Source organism: Terrabacter aeriphilus (assembly GCF_039542985.1).
Lineage (GTDB): Bacteria > Actinomycetota > Actinomycetes > Actinomycetales > Dermatophilaceae > Terrabacter > Terrabacter aeriphilus.
On sequence record NZ_BAABIW010000006.1, the window covers coordinates 172801 to 197816 of the forward strand.

The 25016-nt window shown below is 74.7% G+C and carries 20 protein-coding genes; 8 read left to right on the forward strand and 12 right to left on the reverse strand.

The genetic code is table 11. From position 1 onward, the window contains the following. Positions 1-208: 208 nt before the first annotated feature. Entirely contained in the window at positions 209-3049 is a 2841-nt protein-coding gene (locus ABD979_RS03070; RefSeq protein ID WP_345505966.1) for an FAD/NAD(P)-binding protein, read from the forward strand. Here ABD979_RS03070 and ABD979_RS03075 read toward each other — a convergent pair. The 5 genes from ABD979_RS03075 to ABD979_RS03095 are packed head-to-tail and all read right to left on the reverse strand — an operon-like array spanning position 3018 to position 8889. Beyond that, positions 3018-4316, reverse strand: coding sequence for a nucleotide sugar dehydrogenase (locus ABD979_RS03075; RefSeq protein ID WP_345505967.1), 1299 nt, complete (start codon positions 4314-4316; stop codon positions 3018-3020). The two genes, ABD979_RS03070 and ABD979_RS03075, sit on opposite strands and share 32 nt — an antisense overlap. Next, complete coding sequence (locus ABD979_RS03080) at positions 4313-5491, reverse strand: glycosyltransferase (RefSeq protein ID WP_345505968.1); 1179 nt, start codon at positions 5489-5491, stop codon at positions 4313-4315. The genes ABD979_RS03075 and ABD979_RS03080 overlap by 4 nt, the downstream gene beginning before the upstream one ends. After that, positions 5488-6282: an ABC transporter ATP-binding protein gene (locus ABD979_RS03085; RefSeq protein ID WP_345505969.1), complete on the reverse strand. Its 795-nt coding sequence runs from the start codon at positions 6280-6282 to the stop codon at positions 5488-5490. Before ABD979_RS03085 ends, ABD979_RS03080 begins: the two co-directional genes overlap by 4 nt. Next, positions 6269-7198 carry an ABC transporter permease gene (locus tag ABD979_RS03090; RefSeq protein WP_345505970.1) on the reverse strand — a complete coding sequence of 310 codons (930 nt, stop codon included), beginning with the start codon at positions 7196-7198 and terminating at the stop codon, positions 6269-6271. Before ABD979_RS03090 ends, ABD979_RS03085 begins: the two co-directional genes overlap by 14 nt. Then, positions 7195-8889, reverse strand: a complete 1695-nt coding sequence (locus ABD979_RS03095; protein WP_345505971.1) for a glycosyltransferase family 4 protein — start codon at positions 8887-8889, stop codon at positions 7195-7197. The genes ABD979_RS03090 and ABD979_RS03095 overlap by 4 nt, the downstream gene beginning before the upstream one ends. A 229-nt stretch (positions 8890-9118) precedes the next feature. Between ABD979_RS03095 and ABD979_RS03100 the strand changes: the two genes are divergently transcribed. Both ABD979_RS03100 and ABD979_RS03105 read left to right on the forward strand, forming a co-directional pair. Next, positions 9119-10999 (forward strand): glycosyltransferase family protein, encoded by a 1881-nt coding sequence (locus ABD979_RS03100; RefSeq protein ID WP_345505972.1) that lies wholly within the window; start codon positions 9119-9121, stop codon positions 10997-10999. 12 nt (positions 11000-11011) lie between these two features. Continuing rightward, positions 11012-12226, forward strand: coding sequence for a glycosyltransferase family protein (locus tag ABD979_RS03105; protein WP_345505973.1), 1215 nt, complete (start codon positions 11012-11014; stop codon positions 12224-12226). Here the strand turns inward: ABD979_RS03105 and ABD979_RS03110 are convergent. Then, complete coding sequence (locus tag ABD979_RS03110) at positions 12171-15179, reverse strand: glycosyltransferase (RefSeq protein WP_345505974.1); 3009 nt, start codon at positions 15177-15179, stop codon at positions 12171-12173. The genes ABD979_RS03105 and ABD979_RS03110 overlap by 56 nt on opposite strands. A gap of 82 nt (positions 15180-15261) precedes the next feature. Here ABD979_RS03110 and ABD979_RS03115 point away from each other — a divergent pair, with 82 nt between their 5' ends. Further along, the gene (locus tag ABD979_RS03115; protein ID WP_345505975.1) at positions 15262-16131 is read left to right on the forward strand and encodes a DNA-formamidopyrimidine glycosylase family protein; all 870 of its coding nucleotides are present in this window, start codon (positions 15262-15264) and stop codon (positions 16129-16131) included. Between the two features lie 79 nt (positions 16132-16210). Beyond that, the gene (locus ABD979_RS03120; protein ID WP_345505976.1) at positions 16211-16621 is read left to right on the forward strand and encodes a VOC family protein; all 411 of its coding nucleotides are present in this window, start codon (positions 16211-16213) and stop codon (positions 16619-16621) included. 33 nt (positions 16622-16654) lie between these two features. Here the strand turns inward: ABD979_RS03120 and ABD979_RS03125 are convergent, their stop codons facing one another. The 5 genes from ABD979_RS03125 to ABD979_RS03145 form a co-directional block, all read right to left on the reverse strand. Continuing rightward, positions 16655-17551 (reverse strand): carbohydrate kinase family protein, encoded by an 897-nt coding sequence (locus tag ABD979_RS03125; protein ID WP_345505977.1) that lies wholly within the window; start codon positions 17549-17551, stop codon positions 16655-16657. A gap of 37 nt (positions 17552-17588) precedes the next feature. Then, the gene (locus ABD979_RS03130) at positions 17589-18827 is read right to left on the reverse strand and encodes a hypothetical protein (protein WP_345505978.1); all 1239 of its coding nucleotides are present in this window, start codon (positions 18825-18827) and stop codon (positions 17589-17591) included. Between the two features lie 77 nt (positions 18828-18904). Then, positions 18905-20629 (reverse strand): glycerol-3-phosphate dehydrogenase/oxidase, encoded by a 1725-nt coding sequence (locus ABD979_RS03135; RefSeq protein ID WP_345505979.1) that lies wholly within the window; start codon positions 20627-20629, stop codon positions 18905-18907. Then, positions 20626-21246: a hypothetical protein gene (locus ABD979_RS03140; protein ID WP_345505980.1), complete on the reverse strand. Its 621-nt coding sequence runs from the start codon at positions 21244-21246 to the stop codon at positions 20626-20628. Before ABD979_RS03140 ends, ABD979_RS03135 begins: the two co-directional genes overlap by 4 nt. 41 nt (positions 21247-21287) lie before the next feature. After that, a complete protein-coding gene (locus tag ABD979_RS03145; protein WP_345505982.1) occupies positions 21288-22154 on the reverse strand; it encodes a lytic transglycosylase domain-containing protein in 867 nt (288 codons plus the stop codon). A 47-nt stretch (positions 22155-22201) separates the two neighbouring features. On the opposite strand from ABD979_RS03145, the gene glpK reads away from it, so the two are divergent. Beyond that, positions 22202-23728 carry a glycerol kinase GlpK gene (gene glpK / locus ABD979_RS03150; RefSeq protein WP_345505983.1) on the forward strand — a complete coding sequence of 509 codons (1527 nt, stop codon included), beginning with the start codon at positions 22202-22204 and terminating at the stop codon, positions 23726-23728. 24 nt (positions 23729-23752) lie between these two features. On the opposite strand, the gene tpx is transcribed toward glpK, so the two are convergent. Next, positions 23753-24247 carry a thiol peroxidase gene (tpx, locus tag ABD979_RS03155; RefSeq protein WP_345505984.1) on the reverse strand — a complete coding sequence of 165 codons (495 nt, stop codon included), beginning with the start codon at positions 24245-24247 and terminating at the stop codon, positions 23753-23755. A gap of 71 nt (positions 24248-24318) precedes the next feature. Between tpx and ABD979_RS03160 the strand changes: the two genes are divergently transcribed. Continuing rightward, positions 24319-24711, forward strand: a complete 393-nt coding sequence (locus ABD979_RS03160; protein ID WP_345505986.1) for an ankyrin repeat domain-containing protein — start codon at positions 24319-24321, stop codon at positions 24709-24711. 4 nt (positions 24712-24715) lie between these two features. Continuing rightward, on the forward strand, positions 24716-24967 hold the full coding sequence (locus ABD979_RS03165; protein WP_345505987.1) for a hypothetical protein: 252 nt from the start codon (positions 24716-24718) through the stop codon (positions 24965-24967). Positions 24968-25016: the final 49 nt, after the last annotated feature.

Consider the following 25016-nt stretch of genomic DNA (forward strand, 5'->3'; position numbering starts at 1 on the left):
GCGGATGTCGCGCGTTTCCCCCGTGCGACCGGCCGAACCTAGCACGGTGATTTCCGCCGCCGAATGCTTTTGGCGCGACTTTTTGACGCACCGTCGGAAAGTCACGTGACTTTGCCCGCGCACGGCCGTGTCCGCGATTCGGGCCCCGAACTCCTATCTCATCAGTAGGTTTAAGGTCCCGGCACCCGCGAGAGCGCAGGAGGACGCGATGCGACCAGCCCACCCGACCGACCCGACCCGCTCCACCCGACCGACCGTGGCCGTCCTCGGGGCCGGCGCCGCCGGCACCCTGGCGGCGATCCACCTCGTGCGCACGGCCGGGCGTCGCGCCACGGCCGTCGACGTCGTCCTGCTCGACCCGGCGGACCGGTGGGGGCGCGGGGTCGCCTTCGGCACCGCCGACGACGGGCACCTGCTCAACGTCGTCGCCTCCGGGATGAGCGCGATCCCCGAGGACCCGGGCCACTTCGTCGCGTGGCTCGGCCGGCAGGACCCGTCGTGGGAGGGTTCCGGCGCCACCTTCGTCCCGCGCCGCCAGTTCGCCCTCTACCTCGACGACACGCTGACCGACGCCGTCGCCTCCACCTACGGGCTCGTCACGCTCGCGCACCGCCGCCGCCGTGCCGTCTCGGTGCGGCGCACCGCGTCGGGGGCGCTCGTCACGACCGCCGACGGCGGCGAGCTGCGCGCCGACGCGGTCGTCGTCGCGACGGGACTCCCGGCGGTCGGGTCGCGCTGGGCCCCGGAGGCGCTGCGGAGCTCGCCCTTCTACGTGCCGGACCCGTGGCTCCCCGGCGCGATCGACGTCGTGCGCCGGGACCACGCCGGGCCGCCCGACGTGCTCGTCGTGGGCACCGGCCTGACGATGGTCGACGTCGTGCTCTCCCTCACCGCGGGCGATGCCCGCGCCGACCGCCGCGTGCGCGCCGTCTCGCGGCGAGGTCGCCTCCCGGAGGTCCACAGCGACGACCCGAAGCTCGCCGCGATCCCTGACGTGGCCGACTGGGGTAGCGGCCTCGGGGAGCTGCGCGAGCAGGTCGCGGCGCACGTCGCCCGGGTGGCGGAGGCGACGGGCGACTGGCGGCCGGCCGTCGACGGTCTGCGCTTCCAGGTCTCCGCGCTGTGGGACCGGCTCAGCGAGTCGGACCGGCTGGAGTTCCTCGCGACCGACGCGGCCGACTGGAACGTCGTGCGGCACCGCATGGCTCCCTCGAGCGGCCGGGCGCTCGCCCGACTGCGTTCCGCTGGGCGCCTGCACGTCGGGGCCGCCGAGGTCGTCGACGTCACGCCGCTGGCCCGGGGCGGGCTCGAGGTCCTCCTGTCGGACGGTACGAGCGCCAAGGTCGGCTGGGTCGTCAACTGCACGGGCCCGCAGGCCGACGTCCGGGCGCTCGGCGACCCGCTCGTCGACGACCTGCTCCGGACGCGTGGGGGTGCGGCGGCCGCGACGCCCGCCACGGGCGGGATGGGGTTCCGCACGGCTGCAGGCCGGCTCGTCGACTCGGTGGGCACGACGGAGGCGCCGATCTGGACGCTCGGTGCCCTGCGTCGCGGCGAGCTGTGGGAGTCGACGGCCGTGCCGGAGATCCGGGCGCAGGCCCGGGCGGTCGGTGCGGCGGTGCTCGACGCCGTCGCGCCCCAGCCCCGTCGCCTCGCCGACGGGCGCCTCGTGAGCGGGCGCCACCCGGTGGCGCGGCCCCGTGACCCGCTCGGGCTCCCGATCTCGACGACGGCCGAGGCCGCCACCGCCTACAACGCCGGGCTCGAGCGCGTCATGCGGCTGCAGGCCGGTGGCGACGACCTGCTGCGCCAGGCGGCCGAGCTCGACCCCGGCTTCGCGCTCGCGCACGCGGCCCGGGCCCTGCTCGGCCACGAAGCCGGCGGGGACGCCGACGTCGCGTCCAGCCTGCGCGCGGCGCAGGAGGCGGTGCGGGTCCGGGGCGACGCCCGCGAGTCCAGTCTCGTGGACGTCGTCACGCGTCGGGTCCACGACGTGCACGGTGCGGGAACCCAGGCGCTCATGAGCCACATCGCGGCCCACCCCCGTGACGTGCTCGCCGTGTCGGCCGCCGTGCCCACCATCGCGTTCTCCGGCGTCACCGACGTGCAGCAGGAGGCGTGGGAGCTCGTCGAGGGACTGGCGCCCGCGTACGGCGACCACTGGTGGTACATCTCGCTGCTCGCCTTCACGCGGCAGGACCAGGGGCGCTTCGACGAGGCCGGCCTGCTGGCCGAGAGCGCCTTGTCGTGCGAGCCGTCGTCGGGGCACGCCGTGCACGCGCTCTCGCACGTCATGTACGAGACGGGCCAGCACGAGGACGGGCTCGTCTGGCTCGACCACTGGGTGCGCGAGAGCGGCCGGTCGGCGAGCCACCGCGCCCACTTCTCGTGGCACGCCGCGCTGCACGAGCTCGTGCTCGGTGACACCGAGGCGGTGCGGGCGCGCTACTACTCCCAGCTCGCCCCGCCGACGGTGACCGGGGTGCGCGCCCTCGTCGACTCGGCGTCGCTCCTCTGGCGCTGGCGCGTGACGACGGCGGGCTGGGACGCCGCCGTCGCGGACGGCCACGGGGGACCGGCCGCCTTCGACGGCGAGGCCGCCGCGCCGCCCGTCCGTCCGGTTCTCTCCGCCGTCGAGCCGGCGCTGCTCGCCGCCCCGGAGACGCCGTTCGTCGCACTGCACGCCGCGCTCGCCCTCGCCGGCGCCGGCGACGCGGCGGCCCTCCGGACCCTGCGCGCCCACTGCCTCGCGGCCGCCGACGGCACCGTGCGCCGGGTCGTCACCACCGTGTGCGATTCCCTCCTCGCGGCGCTCGACGAGCGGTGGGGCGTGGCCGCGACCCTCCTGACGGACGTGCTCCCCCTCCTCGTCCGCGTCGGTGGCTCGGCCGCGCAGCGGGAGGTCGTCGAGGACTCGCTGCTCTTCTTCCTCGTCCACGACGGCCAGCTCGGCGCGGCCGCGGCGTTGCTCGAGGCCCGCCTCGACCGGCGGCCCTCACCGCTCGACCGGCGGCGGCTCAGAGGCGTTCTGACCGCTCACCCGGTGTGACCACGCCCCGGGTGTCGAGGAACCGGCGCGACCGGGCGGCGAGGTCGTCGACGGCATACGACCGGTGGTGCTGCAGGAGGACGACGAGGTCGGCCGCGTCGACCGCGTGCCCGAGGTCGGTCACCGACGCGGCGGCGTCGCCGAGCTCGACCTCCAGCTCGTGCCACCACCCGACGAGCGGGTCGTGGAAGGTGACGCACGCGCCCTGGTCGAGCAGGCGGCGTGCGACGGGGACGGCGGGCGACTCCCGCTGGTCGGCGATGTCGGCCTTGTAGGTGATGCCGAGCAGGAGCACCCGTGCGCCGCGCAGGGCCGTGGCGTCCTCGTTGAGCGCGTCCTGCGCGCGGCGCACGACGTAGGCCGGCATCGAGGCGTTGATCTCCTGCGCGAGCTCGACGAAGCGGAACGGGTAGCCGAGCCGGGTGCGCACGTTGTGCGACAGGTAGTTCGGGTCGATGGGGATGCAGTGCCCGCCGACCCCGGGCCCGGGGTAGAACGCCTGGAACCCGAAGGGTTTCGTGCGCGCGGCCGCGATGACCTCCCACAGGTCGATGTCGAGGTCGTGGCAGAAGCGCGCCATCTCGTTGACGAGCGCGATGTTGATGTGGCGGTAGGTGTTCTCCAGCAGCTTCGCCGTCTCCGCCTCGCGCGTCCCGCTCGTCGGCACGACGGTGTCGACGAAGCGCGCGTAGAAGGCGCCCGCGGCAGCGGTGCAGCCGGGTGTGTGGCCACCGACCACCTTGGGGGTGTTGGCGATCCCGTGCACGGGGTTGCCGGGGTCGACGCGCTCGGGCGAGAACGCGAGGTGGAAGTCGACGCCCGCGCGCAGGCCACCCGCCTCGAGGAGGGGGCGCACGACCTCGTCGGTCGTGCCGGGGTAGGTCGTCGACTCGAGCACGACGACGGTGCCCGGGCGCAGCCGGTCGGCCACGGCGCCGACCGCGTGCAGGACCGCCGTGAGGTCGGGCGCGCCGTCGTGGCCGAGCGGGGTGGGCACACAGACGACGACGACGTCGGCGTGGGCGAGGCACGCCGGGTCGGTCGTCGCCGAGAAGCCGGCGGTGAGCATCGCCGCCACGTCGTCGTCGGTGAGGTCGTCGACGTGCGATCGCGCAGCCGAGATGGCAGCGACCACGGCCTCGCTCGTGTCCAGACCGACCACGTCGAGCCCCGCCCGCACCGCGGCCTGCGCGATCGGCAGGCCGACGTAGCCGAGGCCCACGACGACGGCATCGTGTCGCGCCCCGGCCGGTGACGCCTCGCTCACGAGCCCTCGTAGGCGAGCCCGCGACGGTCGGCAGCGCCCGAGCCGTGCGCGGCGTGCTCGTGCTCGCGCCGCCGACGGGCGAGCTCGGTGACGTGCTGCACGAAGTCCCGGCCGATGACGTTCCAGTCGTAGTGCCGCCGCGCGTAGGCGTGCCCCGCCCGGCCCAGCGCGGCGCGCCGCTCCGGGTCGCGGGCGAGCTCGACGAGCGCGGCGGCCGTGGCCTCCGCGTCGTCGAAGGGGACGACGATGCCGCAGCCGGCCCGCTCGACGAGGTCGGCGGCCAGGGGCAGGGGCGTCGTGACGACGGGCAGCCCGTGCGCCATGTACTCGAGCACCTTCGTGGGCATCGAGTGGCGGTAGTTGGGCCGGTCCTCGAGGAGCGAGAGGCCGGCGAGCGCGCCGTCGAGCATCGGCAGCGCCCGGGCGCTGGGCACGAAGCCGTGGTGGCGCACGTGGCCGCACTTGACGCCCCAGCTCAGCGTGTCGGCCGTGCGGGCGTCGCGCGCCGAGCCGATGATCTCGACCTTGACCTCACCCCGCGTGGCCACCGTCAGCAGGCGTCCGGCCTGCAGCAGGGTGGAGGCGCCGCGGGCCATCGTCAGCGAGCCGAGGTAGACGGCCCGCGACGAGCCGGGCGGCGGCGGGTCCGACGGCACCCGGACGGTGTTGGGCACGACGACGTGCTGCCGCTCGAACCGCTCGGCGTAGGCGTGCTCGGCGAGGATGACGTCGTGGTGCCGCTCGGCGTGCCGCTCGATGGCGCGCGCGGCGCGCGCCAGGGGGCGGCGGGCCCGGTCCGGCACCCACGGCTTGGCCTCGATCGCGGCGGCGGTGTCCTCGTGCACGTCCCAGACGAGGTTCGTCAGGCGCAGCCCGGCCACGGCGGCGACGAGCTCCGGGTCGTGCACGAGCGCCACGTCGTGCCGGGGCGCCTCGCGCGCGAGCAGCCGCCGGGCGGCCCGGAAGGCGTCGGCGCGTGACCGCCCGGCGGCGTGCGGCAGGTCGACCGGGTGCAGCCCCGCCACGTCGGGAAGGTCGAGCCCGTGCGCGGCGAAGGGAGCGGCATACGTGACCCGCACCCCGGCCTCGAGGAGCGCCCCGATCTGGCGCGCGCGGATGCGGGCGTCCTCGGGGTGGTGCACGACGGTGACGACGAGCACGCGGTACGGGATCATGGGTGGGCCTTCCGGTGGGACTGCTCGTAGGCGCGCACGACCTCGTCGGTGGGGCCGTCCATGACGAGGCGGCCGCGGTCCATCCACAGCACCCGCTCGCACGACTCGCGGATCGCGGCGTTGCTGTGGCTGACGAGGAAGAGGGTGCTCGCGCCGCGGCGGATCTCGGCCATGCGGTCGCGGCTGCGGGCCTGGAACTCCGCGTCGCCGGTGGCGAGCGCCTCGTCGATCATGAGGATGTCGGGGGCGGCGGCGGTCGAGATGGCGAAGCGCAGCCGCGCGCCCATGCCCGAGGAGTAGGCGCTCATCGGCAGGTCGACGAAGTCGCCGATGCCGGAGAAATCGACGATGTCGTCGTAGCGCTCGCGCACCTGACGAGGGGTCAGCCCCAGCGCGAGGCCGCCGATCATGACGTTCTTGGCGCCGGTGAGGCCCGTCAGCAGCACGGCGTTGACACCGAGCAGCGACGGCCGCCCGGCGGCCCACACCCGGCCGTTCGTCGGCGGGATGAGCCCGGCGACGGCCCGCAGCAGCGTGCTCTTGCCCGAGCCGTTGCGCCCGATGATGCCGACGGCCTCGCCGTGGTTGACGACGAACGAGACGTCCTTGACGGCATGCACCTTGCGCACCGTGCTGACCGGGTTGCGTCTCGTGAGCAGGCGCTCGACGAGCGGCAACTCGCCGCCGGTGTCGGTGCCATTCTGCTTCGCGCCGAAGACGGAGTAGACGATGTCGAGTCCCGAGCAGACCACGCTCGGCGTGCCCGGTGCCATGGCGTCAGTTGCTCCCATAGCGACCCTCCCCGCGCCAGAAGAAGACGAGCCCGGCCGTGCAGAGGCCGACGCCCCAGAGGGCGGCCGCCACCCAGCTGCCCCAGGTGAGGGCGTACTGGTCCATGAGCGCCTCGCGGGCGGTCGTCATGCTGACGGCGAGCGGCTGGTAGAGCAGGAGCGCGCTGACGAGCCCGTGCCCGGCGTAGTGCGGGATGCTGAAGAAGACCCCCGAGACGTAGCGGGCGAGCCGGACGCCGACGGGCACGAGGTTGGCGGCGTCGCGGGCCGCGTTGACGACGCGGGCCAGGAAGAAGGCGAGCCCGAGGTTGATGAGCGTCTGCAGGAGCAGCGAGACCGGGAAGAGCAGCCAGTGGAACGAGAACGGCTCGCCGGTCAGGGGGATGAGGACGAGCAGCACGGCGAACGCCGGCATCGTCACGAGCAGCTGCGTCAGCGTCACCGAGATCGGCAGCACGGCGCGGGGGAAGCGCAGGGCCCGCACGAGCCCGATCTGCCCGACGACGGCGCGCGAGCCCGCGATGATGGCGCTCGAGGAGTAGCCGAAGACGAAGATGCCGATGGTGAGGAACGCGATGTAGTTCTCGGTGCCCCCGCGGGTCCTGAGCAGCAGCCCGAAGATCAGGTAGTACGACCCGACGAGCAGCAGCGGGTTGATGACCGCCCACAGCTGGCCGAGGTGGTTGTTCGCGTTCGCCGCCCAGGCCTGTGCCGTCGAGAGGTGCCAGACGAGGTGCCGGTAGCCCCAGATCTCGCGCAGGTGACCGCCGAGTCCCGGTCGCACGCCGAGCTCCTCGAGCCCGGCGCGGCGCGCGAGGGCCTCGGCCTGCGCGGCCGTCAGTGGTGGCGCGGGCGGCGGCGTGCCGTCCACCGGGGCGTCGGCCCGGGTCGTCGTGTCGGTGGTCCGGTTGCTCATGTCGTCGCCGTCCGCACCTGCTCGTAGATCCTCCCGTATGCCGTGGCCGCCCTCGACCACGTGCGCTCCTGCGCGACGTGGTCGCGACCCCGTGCCCCGAGGCGGGCGCGCCGGTCGGGGTCGGCGGCGAGCGCGCGCAGCGCCTCGGCGAGGGCGTCGGCGTCGCCGCACGGCACGACGAGCCCCCGGTCGGCGGTGACCAGCTCGCGCAGCGGTGGCAGGTCGCTCACGACGACGGGTCGCCTCAGGCCCATGGCCTCCACGGGCTTGAGCGGTGGCACGACCGCGGTCACGGCCGTGCGGCGCCGGGGCACGCAGAAGACGTCGATGGCGGCGTGGTGGTCGCGGCTGCGCTCGTGCGGCACGGCCCCCGTCAGCACGAAGCGCGTGCGGTTGCCCGAGCGGCGCAGCTCCGTCGCCCGCCGGGCGAGCCGCCCGCGGGCCGGGCCGTCGCCGACGACGAGGACGACGAGGCGTGGGTCGTCGAGCAGCCCACCCGCCTCGACGAGCACGTCGATGCCTTCGTAGTCGTTGAGCGTCGACACGGTGCCGACGACGACGTCGTCGGGACGCACGTCGAGCGCGGCCCGCACGCCCGCCCGGTCGGTCGGGTCGGTGAGGTGCGCGTCCGGTACCGCGTTGCCGACGACGTGCACGGCGGCGGGGGAGACCCCGCGGTCGACGATCGCGCCCCGCATGCTCTGCGAGAGGGTGACGACCGCGTCGGCGAGGCCCAGGCAGCGCGTCTCGGTCGACCGCGTCCAGCGGTAGAAGTCCGACGCCGGGTCACCCCCGCGGCTGCGCCACGTGTCCTCGAGGAAGCCGCGTGCCTCGTAGACCACCGGCACCCCGAGCCGGCTGCCGGCGAGCAGGGCGGCCTGGGCGTTGAGGTGCTTGGAGTGGGCGTGGACCACGTCGGCGCCGACCGCACGTCCGAGCGTGGCCACGGTGTCGGCATACGCCGCGAGGAGCGCGTCCGGGCGGTCGAGCCGGCGACCTCGGCGCAGGTCGCGGTGGTAGGGCACCCCCGCGAGGCTGGTGAAGCCGGTCGCCCCGAGATGGCCTGCGGCGACGGGGAACCCGGGCGGGGTGCACACGTGTGCATTGGTGCCCGCCGCCCGCTGCGCGGCCACGATGCCCTGGGTGCGCACCGTGTAGCCCGCCTGCACCTCGGGCAGCGCGTTCGTCACGACGTGCACGACGGCGAGGGTGTGGCCGGACGTGGTGGACGTCGGGGTGGGCGCCGGGCGGTCCGGGCGCAGCACGTCGAGCGCTGCCCCGGTCAGCACGGCGTGCTCGCCGGCGAGCCAGCGCCGGTGCGCCCGGGCCACCGGGCTGCGGGCACCGTCGAGCGCGCGCTCCGCGGCACCGACGTCGCCGGCCGCGTGGGCGAGGTAGGCGGCGGCCGACCCGCGCACCGGTACGGATGCCGGCACCGGCGAGCTCGGTGACGCGGCGAGGCGCGTCCACTGGCCGGTCGCGGCCGCGGCGGCGAGCAGGTGCTGCGTGCGCCGGGGGCCCGCGCCGCGCAGCTCGTCGCCGAGCCGTCGGCGCGCGAGGTCACCCTGCCCCGCCGCGGCGGCGGCGACGACGGCGAGGGGCCCGCGCGAGCGGGCGCTCAGCGCGCGCCGCACCCCGATGGGCAGTGCCCGGGTGCCGACCCAGGCGGCCTGCCACGGGTTGCGGGTCACGTGGGCACGGGCCACGCACGCCGCGACGGGGAGGTTCGCGACGAGCAGGGCGGCCGTGGCCGGGACGTCACCAAGTGTTCGGCTTCCCGTTGCACTTCGGGGTCCGAGGGCGCCGAGCGCGAATGCCACACTGGCGCCGAGTCGGGAGGTCACGCACCGAACGTTTCAGGTGCCCCCCGAACGGCGAACCCGCTGAGGCGGAACAGAAGTCGAACAGAGAGAGAAGTTTGTGAACACCCGGCAGCGACTGGTCTCCCACCTCGACCGGGCGCGGCTCGCGGCGACCCGGGCGGCGCGCGACCCCCAGGCGCGCAGTGCCCTGCCCCGCAAGGTGCGCGCCGAGCTGCACCGGCGCCTGCCCCGGGTGCGGTCGGCCCGACTGCGCGTCGACGTGCCGCCGGCCGAGGTCCCCGAGGGGCCGGTCGCCCGGCCGGGGGTGACCGCGGCCGTCGTGCTCGACGACTTCTCGGGCCTCGCACTCGGCTACGAGTGGAGCCAGCTCGCGGTCACGCCCACCGGCTGGCGCGACGAGCTGGCCGCCACTCCGGTCGACCTCCTGTTCGTCGAGTCGGCCTGGAACGGCAACGACGGCGCCTGGCGCCTCGCCATGACCGGTGACGACGGTCCGTCGCAGCAGCTGCGCGCCCTCGTCGGGCGCTGTCGCGCCGACGGGGTGCCGACGGTCTTCTGGAACAAGGAGGATCCGCCGAACTACGCGCTCTTCCTCGAGACCGCGCGCCTCTTCGACCACGTCTTCACCGTCGACGCCGGACGCATCCCCGACTACCGCCGTGACCTCGGCCACGACCGGGTCGCGTTGCTGCCGTTCGGGGCCCAGCCGCGCATCCACACACCCGTGCGGCACGGCGCGGGGCGCACGCGCGAGGTGGCCTTCGCCGGCAGCTACTTCGCCGACAAGCACGACGAGCGTCGCCGGCAGATGGAGTTCGTGCTCGAGCCGGCCGTGCCCCTGGGGCTCGAGGTGTTCTCGCGCCTGGCCGGGCGCGACGCCCGCTACCAGTTCCCGAGGCGGTATGCCGGTGCCCTCGTCGGGAGCCTGCCCTACCGTCGGCTGCTCGGCACCTACACGGCGTACAAGGTCTTCCTCAACGTCAACTCGGTGACGGAGTCGCCGACGATGTGCGCGCGACGGCTCTTCGAGCTGTCGGCCGCCCAGACCCCGGTGCTCTCGGGGCCGGCGGCCGCGATCGAGCCGTTCTTCGGCGACACGGTGCGCGTCACGCGCGACGCGGCGGAGACCGAGCGCGAGCTGCGGGCGCTGCTGCAGCACGAGGACTACCGCGACCGGCTCGGGCTGCGGGCGCACCGGAGGGTGCTCGACGCCCACACCTACGGCCACCGGGTCGACACGGTGCTGACGGCGGTCGGCATCACGACGCAGCCGCGGGACCGGTCGATCTCGGTCGTCGTGCCGACGATGCGCCCCGGCCAGGTCGGGCACGTGCTCGACTTCACGGGTGCGCAGGCGCACCCCGACGTCGAGCTCGTCCTCGTCACCCACGGCTTCGAGCCGGCGGCCGACGAGGTGCGACGCCGGGCCGACGACGCCGGGCTCGACCCCGCACGGGTGGTCGTCGTGCCCCGCCCGTCGAGCGAGACGCTCGGGGCGTGCCTGAACGCCGGTGTCGCGGCCGCGTCGGGCCGCTACGTCGCGAAGATGGACGACGACAACGTCTACGCCCCGAACTACCTGGCCGACCTGGTGCGGGCCTTCGACTACACGGACGCGGCGGTCGTCGGCAAGTGGGCGCACTACGCCCACCTCACCGCCACAGGGGCCACCCTGCTGCGCTTCCCCGACGCGGAGCACCGCTACGTCGACCTCGTGCAGGGCGGCACCCTGCTGCTCGAGCGCGACCTCGCGAGGCGCGTGCGCTTCGCCGACCTGCCGCGCCGGGTCGACACGACCTTCCTCGACGCCGTCCGGGCGGAGGGCGGCCGCGTCTACTCCACCGACCGCTTCAACTTCGTCTCGGTGCGGGCCTCGACGCCGGACGGCCACACCTGGCCCATCTCCGACGTCGAGCTGCTCGCCCGGCGCGGAGTGCTCGCCTTCCACGGCGACCCGACCGAGCACGTCACCGTCTGAAGGGGATCCACCATGTCAGCCCCGGCCCGGCGCCTCGTCGCGTCCTACTGCTTCCCGCCCTACAGCGACACGGCGGCCGTCGTCGCGGCCAAGCGCGTGCACGCGCGCGGCGAGGCGGTCGACGTCATCTGCAACGCCATGGACTCCATCCGGCACCAGGACCCCGACCTCGTCAGGCTCTGTGGCGGTCTCGTGCGCCGGCACGCGGCCGTGCCGTCCCGCACGGCCTTCAGCTCCTGGGCGTCGATCGTCGACTACCAGCAGCTGGGGCTCGAGACGCTCCTCCGGTGGGAGGATCTGCAGGGGGAGTACGAGTCGCTCTACAGCAGAGCGCAGTTCGCCGCCTCGCACTTCCTCGCGGCCGCCGTCAAGACCGTGCGGCCGGGCATCGTCTGGGACGCCGAGTTCTCCGACCCCCTCTCGCACGACGTGCTCGGACGCGTCCGCGAGGCGCCGGCCCACGACGACCGGAGCCTCGCGCGGCTGCGGTCGGCGGTGGAGGCCGCCGGCTTCCGGCCCCCCGCGTCGCTCAACGCGTTCGAGTGGTGCGAGGTCGCGGCGTTCGCGCTGGCCGACTCGGTGATGTTCACCAACGCGCACCAGCGCGACGCGATGCTGGAGGGCTGCCACGACGCGGAGCTGGCGGCTCGTGTCGAGCGGGTCGCCGTCGTCTCCCCGCACCCGACGCCGCCCGCGGAGCTCTACGCGGCCCGCTCGTCGGACGTCCGGCTCGAGCCGGACCGGCGGCACGTCGGCTACTTCGGCAACTTCTACGCCAACCGCGGGGTGACCGGGGTGCTCGACGCCCTCGCCCTGCTGCCCGACGACGTGCGGTGCCGGGTCGTGCTGCACGTCTTCACGTCGAAGCCGGAGGAGCTGCACGACGTCGTCGTCGCCCGCGGCCTCGCCGACGCCGTGCGCGTCGCCCCCTTCGTCGGCTACCTCGAGTTCCTCGGGCTGGCGCGGCGCATGGACTGCCTCCTCGTCAACGACGCGGTGAGCCCGCCGGGCGGGCGCAACCCGTTCCTGCCGTCGAAGTGGAGCGACTACCGCGGCAGCGGCACCCCGGTGTGGGGTGTCGTGGAGGAGGGCAGCCCCCTCGACGCCCAGCCCCTCGACTTCCGGTCACCCATCGAGCACGTCAGCGCCGCGGTGCAGGTGCTCCGTCGGATCAGCTCTCTCCCAGCACGATCCGTCGAAGGCGCTCACCTGAGTCCGTCCCGCTGAAGCGGGCGCGCACCGTGTCGACGGTGCGCCCGCACGCGTCCTCCCACGTGCCGGACGCGTCGATCCGCAGGATGCGCTCGGCGGCGTCACCCGGGGTGGTGGTCACCCAGTCCGGGGGGAAGAGGGTCCCGGCACCGCCGATGCCGGCATACACCGGCCAGTCGCGCACGACCGGGACGGCGCCGCTCGCGGCCATCTCGACGAGTCCGACGTGGAAGCCCTCGCGGCGGCTCGCGCTGAGGGCCCAGCCGACCTCGCGCAGGTGCTCGGGCAGTCGCGTGGTGTAGCCGACGAAGTCGACGCCGTCGGCGACGAGGGGATCGGCCATCCGCTCGCGGAAGGCGGCGGCGGCCTCGCGCTCGACGGGGTTGCGCTCGTCGACGGCGAAGTCGGCGCCGACGAGGCGTAGCCTCCACACCGGGTCGTGCCGGCGCAGGGTGGCGAGCACCTCGAGCGCCCACAGCGGGTCCTTGACCTGCTGGGCCCAGCCCACGAGGCCGAGGGTGGTGCGGGCCGACGCGACCTTCGGCAGCACGTAGCGCTCCACGTCGACCGGGTTGGCCACGACGTGCTGGCGCACGCCGTCGAGGCGGCCACCGAGCGTGGCGACGGCCGCCCGCCGCAGGTGGTCGCTCGGGAAGATCACGTCGTCGACCTTCTCCCACTGCGCGGTGTGCAGCCAGGCACTCAGGGTGTCGACGCCGTGCAGCCGCGCCACGACGCGTGTGCCGGACGGCACGACCTGCGTCACCCACGTGAGCCCCTTGTCGGCCCAGTCGACGAAGACGACGTCGGCACCGAGCGCCTCCGCCGTGGCCAGGTCGACGGAGGGCGGGTGGCCGGCCGCCGTGAGCAGCCGCTCGCGCACGGTCGCCGGGTCGACGCCGGTGTTGCCGAAGCGCTTGTCGCGTGCCGACAGGTCGAGCACCTCGACGTCGGCATGGCCCTCGAGCTCGGCGACCACCGCACCGGAGAACTTCGGGTAGGCGCCGGGGAGGACGCTCACCCTCGGCCGCCGCCGGCCCGCGACCGGAGCGGTGGCAGCCGTGCTCCGCGACGGCGGTGGCGGCGTCGAGTGACCGAGCAGGCGGCCGATCTCGCTCTCGCGCAAGGGATCGAGGAACGCGTCGGGCTCGCTGACGAGGGGCGACCGGGTCTCCGCGGTGTGCAGCCGTCGGGCGAAGAGCAGGTCGAGCGCGACGGTCGTCTCGAAGGCCGCCCGGTCGAGGTCGCCGGCGGCGAAGGCCTCGTCGGCCGCGCGGAGGGTGGAGCGCGCGGCGCCCACGACGTCGACGGCGCCGGCGTCGCTGCCGGTGAGCAGGGCCTGCAGCGCGTCCAGCCCCGGCGAGCGCGGCGTGGTCGCCGGACCGAAGACCGCCTCCCGGTCGGCGAGCAGCTGCGCGGACGCCTCGAGCCGGCCCGCGCGCTGGAGGCGGTAGGTGACCATCGTCCAGAGCTCGGGATCGACGAGGGCCCGGGCGTGGTCGGGGTCGGCGCGGAGCAGGCGGGAGGCCCGCCGCGCGGCGTGGGCGTCGGGGCGCGCACCGCGCAGCGAGCTGGCGGCGACGCGGAGGGTGAGGGCGGCGAGCTCGGTCGCGCCGACGGCCGGGCGGTCGTCGCCCCACGTGCGCAGCAGGGTGCGCCCCGCACGGTCGAGCACGACATGTGTGCCCGGCCCGTCGAGCAACCTCGCCGCGTGCGTGTCGACCCGCCCGTATGCCGGCCCGGCCACCCGGGCGGGCACCACCTCGGGCAGCACGCGACGCCCGACCCGCAACGACTCCTGCACGGCGCGCAGCGCCAGCCGCCGGCTGCGGGCCGCCGTCGGGCCGACGGCCGCCTCGACGCGCGCGACCGACCTCGGCAGCACCTCCACGCGGTGGGTCTCGGGGAGCCGGCGGAGCCCCTTGGTGAGCCGACCGCGGTAGTGCAGCACCCGGATGCCGTAGCCGCTCCGAGCGAGCAGCCCCAGCATCCGGTCCTGCTCGTTGACCGCGGCGGCGTTGCCCGCGACGACGACGAGGGAGCGGGGGCCGGCCGGCGGCGCGAAGAAGAGGGCGTGGCCCTCGGTGCGCGTGCCCGGTGCCGGCGCGTGGCCGCCCGCCGGGCCGGTGGGACCCACGACGCCGAGCACCCCGGCGTCGTGGAGCATCCGGTCGACGTTCGCGCGGTCGACGCCCGGGGTGGCTGCTAGCGCCCTCAGGTCGGCGAGCTCGGCGGCCACGAGGGCGTCGGTCAGGGCGCTCCGGTCGGCCGGGTGGGCCTGCGTGCCCTGCGTCAGCGCCACGAGGGCCGCGACGTGGTCGGCCGGCTCCGGGGAAGCCGTGGGGGCGGCGTCGTAGCGGGCGCCCCGCGCAGCCGGGCTGAGGTCGAGCAGGGTGAAACGGTGCTCGAAGCGGCTCAGCAGGCGCCCGTGGAGCACCGCGTCGGAGGCGTGCTCGGGATCGGTCGAGAGCGGTTCGCCGACGAGCCAGGCCCTCGGGTAGAGCCGGCCGCCGCGGCCCCGGAGCAGCTGGGGCGCCCGCTCGGGCGCGACGAGCCGGCTGTCGGCCGCCAGGGGGGACAGCCGGTCGGTCGACGCGTCCGCGGGGAGGTCAGCGGGGAGGGGCCCGGCGACGGCCACGCGGTCGGGGTGGCGGGCGTCGTGGAGCAGCTCGAGCAGGTCGGGTGAGACGGCGTCGCCGGCGTCGACGAAGGTGACCCAGGGGGCGCGCGCGAGGTGCACGCCCGTCGCGCGGGCGGCGGCCCGCGACATGGCCACGGACGGGGACGTCACGACCTCGAGGTCGACGGGGGACGGCGAGCCGAGGGCGGGGGCGGCATCCCCGGTGCGGTGGCGCACGACGACGACCTCGAAGCGGTCGGTCGGCAGGGTCTGCGCGGAGAGGGCCGCGAGGCACGGGCCCACGTCGTATGCCGGGCCCACGACGACGACCACGGAGAGCTCACGCACCCGGCGAACGTAGAGCCGCGGGGTGAATAGGCTGGACGCACCCGCGACCGCGGAGGTGAACGACCGGTGATCAGGAGGTGGCGTGCCCGAGGGAGACACGGTCTGGCGCACGGCGTCACGACTGCACCAGGCGCTCGCCGGCCGCGAGATCGTCGAGTCCGACCTGCGCTGGCCCGAGATCGCGACGGCCGACCTCACCGGCCGCACGACCCTCGAGGTGGTGAGCCGCGGCAAGCACGTGCTCCACCGCGTCGAGGGCGGTCTCACGCTGCACTCGCACCTGCGCATGGAGGGCCAGTGGCGGATCGAGGCGACGCCGGGACTGCCGGCGCGCTGGCGGCGCAACCCGCAGCTGCGCGCGCTCGTCGCCGGGCCCGACTGGACCGCGCTCGGGCTGCGCCTCGGCATGCTCGACCTCGTGCCCACCGCCCGGGAGGGCGACCTCGTCGGGCACCTGGGGCCCGACGTGCTCGGCCCCGACTGGGACGCCGCGCGGGCGGTCGACAACGTCGCGCGCAGCCACGCCCCGATCGGCGAGGCGCTGCTCGACCAGCGCAACCTCGCCGGCGTGGGCACGATGTGGTGCGCCGAGACCCTCTTCCTCGAGCGCGTGCCCCCGTGGACGCCCGCCGACGAGGCGGGACGTGAGACGGTCGAGCGGGTCGTGGCCCGCGCGCACCGGCTCATCGACAACGGCCGCCGCAACGCGGTGCAGACGAGCACGGGAAGCACCCGGCTCGACGAGGCGCACTACGTGCACGCCCGGAGCGGCCGCCCGTGCCGGCGCTGCGGCGAGACGGTGCGCGTCGCGATGATCGGGCGGGCGCCGCAGGAGCGCACGATGTTCTACTGCCCCCGCTGCCAGGGTGGCCTCGGGCCGACCGACGACGGTCGCCCCCAGGCACCGCTCGGCTCCACCCGCGGGGCCGCCCGCACGCGACGCTCCTACTGAGCGGCACCGCCGAATCGGGGAACGATGTCGGCGCGCGGTCCTACCGTGTGAGGACCAGTCCGACGAGAGGAGCACCGCCATGGCATCCCGACTCAACCCCTACATCGGGTTCCAGGACAACGCGCGTGAGGCGATGGAGTTCTACCGGTCCGTCTTCGGCGGAGAGCTCACCGTGTCGACCTTCGGCGAGTTCGGCGACACCGGCCCCCGGGCCGAGGGGGTCATGCACGCCCAGCTCGAGACCCCGAGCGGCTACACGATCATGGCCTCGGACACCCCCGACGAGATGCCCTATCAGCCCGGTACCAACGTCTCGGTCAGCCTGAGCGGCGACGACGGTGCGGAGCTGCACGGCTACTGGGACAGGCTCGCCGAGGACGGCAGAGTCATGATGCCGCTCGAGAAGCAGATGTGGGGCGACGAGTTCGGCATGCTGACCGATCGGTTCGGCATCGGCTGGCTCGTCAACATCGCGGGCTCCCCGAGCTGACGCACCGCTGGTCCCGAGCCGTCAGCCGAGCCGTCAGCCGAGTTGGCGCGCGAGCTCGTCGCGGTCGATGAGGCTCGTGTGCGTGCCGGCGGTGCCGCAGGCCCAGGCGCCCGCGACGCTACCGGCGCGCGCGGCCTCCCGGGCGTCGGCCCCGGCGAGCCACGCCTGCAGGAACGCCGACACGTAGGCGTCGCCCGCGCCGTTCGAGTCCACGACGGGTCGGTCGTCGAGCTCGACGGCGCGCACGGCGAAGGCGCCGCCGTCGCGCACCGTGACGCGGCTGCCCCGGGCGCCGTCCATGACGACGACGAGCCGGGCCCGCCCCCGGTCGAGCACGTCGGCGACGACCGCGTCCTCCATGCCCTGCAGCCGCGAGCCGGAGACGAAGACGATGTCGGCGGCACGCGCGAAGGGCACGTGGTGCGGGTTGTGGCCGTCCCAGTCGTGCAGGTCGGTCGAGGTCGTGGCACCCGCCGCCGCCGCGTCCTCCAGGGCGCGCACGGTCCACGGCATGATCGACGCGTGGACGTGCCGGGTGCCCCCGGCGAGGATGCCGCGCCACAGGGCGGGGTCGGGTGCGAGGTCGTCGGGGTGGCGCGGGTCGTAGAACGACATCCGCGTGCCCGCCTCGTCGACGAGGTTCACCGCGCGGCGCGTGCCGCTCGCGTGCACGACGTGGTCGAAGGGGAGGCCCTCGGCCGTGAACCGGTCGAGGAGGAGCCGGCCCTCGTGGTCGTCGCCGATGACGTCGACGAAGCGCACCGCGAGCCCGAGGCGGTGGCACCCGAGCGCGACCCCGCTGCCGGTGTGACCCACCATGAGCTCGATGGGCGGCACGACGTGCGAGTCGGCGAGGGGCACGGGCAGCGCGGCGACGCGCACGATGGTGTCGACGCCGGCTCCGCCGACGACGAGGACGTCAGTTCCCACGGCGTCAGTGTGCCCCACCGACGCGACCCGTCCGGCGTCAGGGCCGCGTCACGCTGAGGAGTCCGAGGCACATCTCGTCGGTCGTGCCCTCGCCCCAGACGACGTAGCGCTCGGGAAGGCCCTGCAGGTCGGGCAGCCGGTCGCGCCAGGACTGGTCGTGCGTGCACGTCACCCGGATCGTGTCGCCGGGCCGGATGCGGGTGGCGGGGACGGGGACGGCGCCCTGGTCGTCGAAGTTCCAGACGGGGATCTCGAGCAGCGTGCGGGCGCGGGCGGTGCCCGGGTCGAGCTCGATCCGCAGCGACGAGCCGAGCAGGTGCATGTGCCCGGCCGCGGCCCGGATCGTCGCGGCCTGCTCGACCCTGCGCGTGCACGACTGGGTGGGTCCGGGGGCCGGGAGGAGGGTGCCGTCGCAGACGAGCAGCAGGCCGTTGACGATGCGCGACGACATCGGGCCGAAGCGCTGCGACACGTCCGCGACCGCCGCCCCGCGGTCGCAGAGCGGACCGGTGCGGTCCGGGCGGCAGGGCAGCTCGACGGGCGCGGGGTAGAGCATCGTCTCGAGCGGCGCCAGCCCGGCCGAGGTCGAGAGCCGCAGCCGTACGGAGGTGCGGTCGGGCGCGACGCCGTGCCGCAGGTTGTAGTGCACCTGCATGACGAGCAGCGAGCCCTTCTCCACCGGGATGCCGACGTCGGCGGGCAGCACGTTCTCGCGGCCGCCCGGTGCCCACGCCCCGACCCACGGCGCGTCGTCGAGGCCCCCGCCCGCGCCGAGGCCGGCTCCGCCGAAGCAGGTCCAGCCCGTGCCGCCGCTCTCCGCGTCCCTGGCGCGCGCACGGGCCGCGTCGGCGGCCGGCACCCGGAAGAGGATCACGTGGTGCACCTCGGCGGGCTGACCGGGCGCGATGTCGAAGCCGGTGACGAAGGCGTCGCGCGTGACGGCCGGGTCGAGCACGAAGCAGTGGTAGTCGTCGGTGCCGGTCGTCGGCGCCTTCGGGGTGTAGGCGGCGCGGGTCGTCACGGTGCGCACCGACTCGCCGCGGCGCAGTGCGGTGGGCGCGGTGGGCGTGGCAGGTGCGGCGGAGTGGGCCGGCGGGGTGGGCTCCTGCGTGCCGGCGTGGCCCGTGCCGTGCGCCTCGAGCCGCGCCTGGGCGGTCGGGTTCGGGGTGCCGCAGGCCGTGAGCACCGCGAGCGCCGCGACGGTGAGGGCGACGACGAGTGCGCGCACACCGGACTGCGCGGGGAGTGCTGGGCGTGCGGGGCGCCGCCTCGTCATCTGGCCAGTGTAGGAACGGATCGGCCGCTGCGGGGCTCCTGTCGAACCTCGGCCCGCGCCGCACGCGGGCCGAGGGTTCAGGACAGCTCGGTCGCGCGGCTCACGGGGATGCGCCGCGCGTCGGGGGCGCTCAGCCGCTCGGCGTTCGCCTCGGAGTCGGCGAGCTCCTTCTGCGACTCGAGCTCGGCCTCGACGCGGGCGACGTAGCCGGCCACCTCGGCCTCGACGCGCGCCTCGTCCCAGCCGAGGGCCGGCGCGACGATCTCGGCGGCGGCCCGGGCGCTCTCGACGCCGCGGCTCGGGGTCTCGATGGAGATGCGGGTGCGGCGCGCGAGCACGTCGTCGAGGTGCAGCGCTCCCTCGTGCGTGGCGGCGTACAGCGCCTCGACCTTGAGGTACTCCTCGGCGCCGGGGAGCGGCTCGTAGAGCGAGCGGTCGTCCTCGGCGAGGGCGAAGAGCTCGTGCACGAGCGAACCGTAGCGCTCGAGCAGGTGCGTGATCCGCCAGACCGGCAGGTCCTGGTGCCGCGCGAGGCGGTCGATCTGGTTGACGAGCGCGACGTAGCCCTCGGCGCCCGAGAGCGGGATGAACTCGGTGACGCTGTCGGATACGTCGCCGCCGACGTCCTCCCGGGCCGCGTCGACGGCGTCGGCCGCCATGACGCGGTACGTCGTGTACTTGCCGCCCGCGATCGAGATGAGCCCGGGCTGGGGGCGCGCGACCGCGTGCTCACGGGAGAGCTGGCTCGTGTCCTCGCTCTCTCCGGAGAGCAGGGGGCGCAGGCCGGCGTACACGCCCTGGATGTCGTCGTGCGTCAGCGGCACCTTGAGCACGGTGTTGATGTGCTCGAGGATGTAGTCGATGTCGGCGCGGGTCGCGGCGGGGTGGGCGCGGTCGAGCTCCCAGTCGGTGTCGGTCGTGCCGATGATCCAGTGGGTGCCCCACGGGATGACGAAGAGGACCGACTTCTCGGTGCGCAGGATGAGGCCGGTCTCGGAGTTGATCCGGTCGCGGGCCACGACGATGTGCACGCCCTTGCTCGCGCGCACGTGGAAGCGGCCCCGGCCACCCGCCATCGTCTGGATGTCGTCGGTCCACACACCGGTGCAGTTGATGACGACGGAGGCCCGCACCTCGGTGCGCTCACCCGTCTCGACGTCCTCGACGAGGGCGCCGACGACGCGCTCGCCGGCCCGGAGCAGCTCGACGACGCGGGCGGACGCGACGACGGTCGCGCCGTAGGCGGCGGCCGTGCGCACCGTCGTCAGGGTGTGCCGGGCGTCGTCGGCCTGGGCGTCGTAGTAGAGCAGCCCGCCGGTCAGGGCGTCGCGCCGCAGGGCCGGAGCGAGCTTGAGCGCGCCGGTGCGGGTCAGCTGCTTGTGCCGGGGCACCGAGCGTGCGCCGCCCATCGAGTCGTAGAGGGTGAGGCCGGCCGTGACGTAGGGGCGCTCCCAGCCGCGGTTGGTGAGCGGGTAGAGGAACGACACCGGCTTGACGAGGTGCGGGGCGATGCGGCTCAGCATGAGCTCGCGCTCCTTGAGCGCCTCGCGCACGAGGTCGAAGTTCATCTGCTCGAGGTAGCGCAGGCCGCCGTGGAAGAGCTTCGACGAGCGCGACGACGTGCCCGAGCCGAAGTCGCGCTGCTCCACGAGGGCCGTCGAGAGCCCACGGGTGGCCGCGTCGAGGGCCACCCCGCCGCCCGTCACGCCGCCGCCGACGACGAGCACGTCGAAGTGCTTGGTGGACAGGCGCTTCCACGCCCGCTTCCGGTAGTCCTCGTCGAGGCGCACTGGGCTGGTCATCGCTTCCCCTTCACGTCGCTGCCGAGAGTGCCCACTCTAGCCAGCCGAGTCGGACGACCCGACGGCGTGGTAGCGCGGTCGGCGTCGTCGCCCACCCGGGCGACCGCGCGGTGGCACAGGTCCTGCAGCCGGTCGTGCTCCATGGTGCGCACCCGCTCGCGCAGCGACCGAGCGTCGGCGGCCACGACCTCGACCGGGGTGTCCCGGGCGCCGACGAGGACGATGGGCAGGGCGGCGTCCACCTCGTCGGCTCGGGGCTCCGGCGTCAGGGTCGCGTCACGGCGCACGGTCGAGCTCTCGCCGGAGTCGCCACGCACGAGACCGGTCGGAGCCTGCACGGTGACCCAGCCCCGGTCGAGGTAGGCCTCGTGGAGCGCGCGTGCGAGGAGCCGCTCGCGGGCCAGCCCGGCGAGCACGACGAGCAGGCCGCCGGCGACGAGGAGCAGCAGCCCGGGCCAGGCCTCCCACTGCCGCCCGACGACGAGGGGGATGCCGCCGAGGGCGAGGACGCCCCCGGTCAGGACGATGCCGGTGGTGCGCAGCCCGTGCGGCGGGCGCACGCGGGCGGCGAAGCCCTCCGGCGTGCGGAGCTGGGCGCGGAGCTCGTCGATCGTCACCGCGCAAGGCTAGGGCAGCCCGCGCCGGTGCCCGGAGGGCGTCAGGGGCCGGCGACGAGCCCGGCGTTGACGGCGTCGTAGAGGCCGAGCACCGTGTCGAGGTAGCGCCGGGAGTGGTTGTAGGACAGGATCGCCGCCTCCATGTCGGCGCGGCGCGACAGGTCGCGCCCGCCCGCGCAGAGGTAGCGGCCGGCCGCGAGCACGGCGTCCTCGACGTTCTGCGGGTCGGCGACGCCGTCGCCGTTGCCGTCGGCGCCCCAGATCCGCCACGTCGACGGGATGAACTGCATCGGCCCGACCGCCCGGTCCCAGACGGGGTCGCCGTCGAGCCGGCCGGCGTCGGTGTCGCGGATCGCGGCGAAGCGGCCGCCCGACAGGGCCGGGCCGATGACGGGTGGCACGACGCGGTGCCGGGCATCGAGGATCCGGCCGCGCAGCGAGCTCGACTCGACCTCGTTGACGGCGGCGAGGAGCATGTACGGCAGGTGGCACCGGGCGCTCAGCCGGGTGACGGCGGCGGCGTACGCGTTGCCGACGACCTCGTACTTCGTCAGCTCCCGACCGCCCGCGGTGCCCGGGGTCGGGGGCAGCGACGGCACCCGGAGGTCCTTGGGTGGCGTCCAGTCCGTGCGACCCTCGGTGGGTCGCCCGCCGGGCTCGAGCCGCGAGGCCACGACCGACCCGGCCGCCGCCTCGAGGCGCGCCAGCATCGGCGTGACGGCCGCGACCGCGACCGCGCCGATGGCGCCGATGGTGCCGTTGCCGATGGCGGTACTGATTGCGGTGCTGACGGCGGCACGGGCTCCGCTCGCCGCCTGCGCGGACGGCGGGCCGGCGCCCACGCACAGCAGGGCCGCCGCCACCCCTGCCGCGAGGGCTCGGCCGCACCCGACGCGTCGGCTCGCCATGCCCTCGACTGTAGGCCGTCACGAGGGCTTGCGAGTACGGTCTCGTCATGCCGACGCAGCAGCGCAGCCATGTCGTGGCGATCGACCAGGGGACGACGAGCACCCGGGCCATGGTCTTCGACCGGAGCGGCCGGGTCGTGGCCGTCGACCAGCAGGAGCACCAGCAGATCTTCCCCCGCGCGGGCTGGGTCGAGCACGACGCGATGGAGATCTGGGAGAACACCCGCCTCGTCGTCGGCGGGGCCCTCGGCAAGGCGAACCTCAACGCCACCCACGTGGCCGCCGTCGGCATCACGAACCAGCGCGAGACCACCGTGGTCTGGGACCGTGCCACGGGCACCCCGGTCCACCACGCGATCGTGTGGCAGGACACCCGCACGCAGGCGATCTGCGACGAGCTGGCCCGCGACGGCGGCACCGACCGGTTCAAGGACGTGACCGGCCTGCCCCTCGCGACGTACTTCGCCGGCCCCAAGGCCCGCTGGATCCTCGACCACGTCGAGGGCGCGCGCGAGCGGGCCGAGGCCGGTGAGCTGCTCTTCGGCACGATGGACACCTGGCTGCTCTGGAACCTCACCGGCGGCGCGGCCGACGGGGGCATGCACGTCACCGACGTCACGAACGCCTCGCGCACCCTGCTCATGGACCTGCGCACCCTCGACTGGGACGCGGACGCCGCCGCGGCCATCGGCATCCCGCTCGCGATGCTCCCGGAGATCCGCTCGTCCTCCGAGGTCTACGGCACGTGCAAGCCCGGCATCCTCATCGACGTGCCCGCCGCGGGCGTCCTCGGCGACCAGCAGGCCGCCACCTTCGGCCAGGCCTGCCTCGACGTCGGCACGGCGAAGAACACCTACGGCACCGGCAACTTCATGCTGCTCAACACCGGTGAGGAGATCGTCGCCTCGGCGAACGGCCTGCTGACGACCGTCTGCTACCAGCTGGGCGACGCCAAGCCGGTCTACGCGCTCGAGGGGTCGATCGCCGTGACCGGCTCGCTCGTGCAGTGGCTGCGCGACAACCTCGGCCTCATCCACGACGCCAAGGAGATCGAGGCGCTCGCCGCGAGCGTCGACGACAACGGCGGCGCCTACTTCGTGCCCGCCTTCTCCGGCCTCTTCGCGCCGCACTGGCGCCCCGACGCGCGCGGGGCCCTCGTCGGGCTGACGCGCTTCGTCAACAAGGGCCACATCGCCCGGGCGGCCCTGGAGGCCACGGCGTTTCAGACCCGTGAGGTGCTCGAGGCGATGAACGCCGACTCCGGCGTGCCGCTGACCGAGCTGCGCGTCGACGGCGGCATGGTCGTCAACGAGACCCTCATGCAGTTCCAGGCCGACATCCTCGGCGTCGACGTCGTGCGCCCGGTCGTGGCCGAGACCACCGCCCTGGGCGCGGCCTACGCCGCGGGCCTCGCCGTCGGCTACTGGGCCGGCACCGACGAGATCCGCGAGAACTGGGGCGAGGACCGTCGGTGGAGCCCGCGGCTGGCGGAGCCGGAGCGTGAGCGCCTCTTCCGCACCTGGAAGAAGGCCGTGCAGCGCACCCTCGACTGGGTCGACGACGACACCCCCTGACGGGGCGAGGGGGCCGGGTCCGGCTCAGCCCAGGGCGGCGACGGCTGCGTCGTAGTCGGGCTCCTGGCCGATGGCCGGCACGAGCTCGGTGTGGATCACGGTGCCGTCGGCGTCGATGACGACGACCGCGCGAGCGAGCAGGCCGGCGAAGCCGCCGTTCTCCATCCGCACGCCGTAGTCGTAGCCGAAGCTCGAGCGGAACGAGGACGCCGTGACGACGTCCTCGATGCCCTCGGCACCGCAGAAGCGGCCCAGCGCGAAGGGCAGGTCGGCCGAGACGCAGACGACGGTCGCGTTCTCGAGGCCGGCCGCGAGCTCGTTGAACCTGCGCACGCTCGCAGCGCAGACGCCGGTGTCGACGCTGGGAAAGATGTTGAGCACGGTGCGCGTGCCGGTGGACAGCGTGACGTCGTCGCGCAGGTCGGCGCCGGTCAGGGTGAACGCCGGTGCGGGCGAGCCCACGGCCGGCAGCTCGCCGACGGTGAGCACGGTGGTGTCTCCGAGAAGGGTCGTGGCCATGGCCCTCATCCAACACGCTCCGGGTGCGACCGCGAAACCGGCGCCCGTCGGACGCGCCCTAGGGTTGGGGCATGAGCGAGTCGCCGCTGACCCCGGAGCAGCAGGAGCAGATCGTCGCGGTGGCCATGGACATGGCGCGTGAGGGCCGCACCGACGACCTCGTGTCGTTCCTCGACCACGGGCTGCCGCTCGACCTGCAGGACCACGCCGGCAACACGCTGCTCATGCTCGCCGCCTACCACGGCCACCTCGACACGGTCGCGTGCCTCGTGGGCCGCGGCGCCGACGTCGACCGGCGCAACGACCGCGACCAGTCGCCCGTGGCCGGGGCGATGTTCAAGGGCGAGGACGAGGTCGTGCGGGCGCTCGTCGCCGCCGGCGCCGACCTCGACGCGGGCTCACCGACGGCGCGCGAGACGGCCGCCCTCTTCGGGCAGGCGCACCTCATCGACGGGGAGGCCTGAGGTGGTGACGCCGCAGCAGCCCGACCCCGGGGCGCGCACCCGCTTCGTCATCAACCTCGTCGGCGCCGTCGGGCTCGTCTTCGGGGTGCTGCCGATCGTGCGCTACGTGCTCGACCTCTCCCTCTTCGAGTTCACCGTCGCCCCGTATGCCTGGCTCCGGCTCGAGGGCGCCGCACGGTTCCTGCCCCCGGGGATGGTGCTCGTCGTGTGCATCGTCGTCGCCTATGTGCTGGAGCAGCGCCTCTCACGGGACTGAGCGCCGTCCAACGCTGGACAGTCGCTGACGGTTCAACCACCTCGCCGTG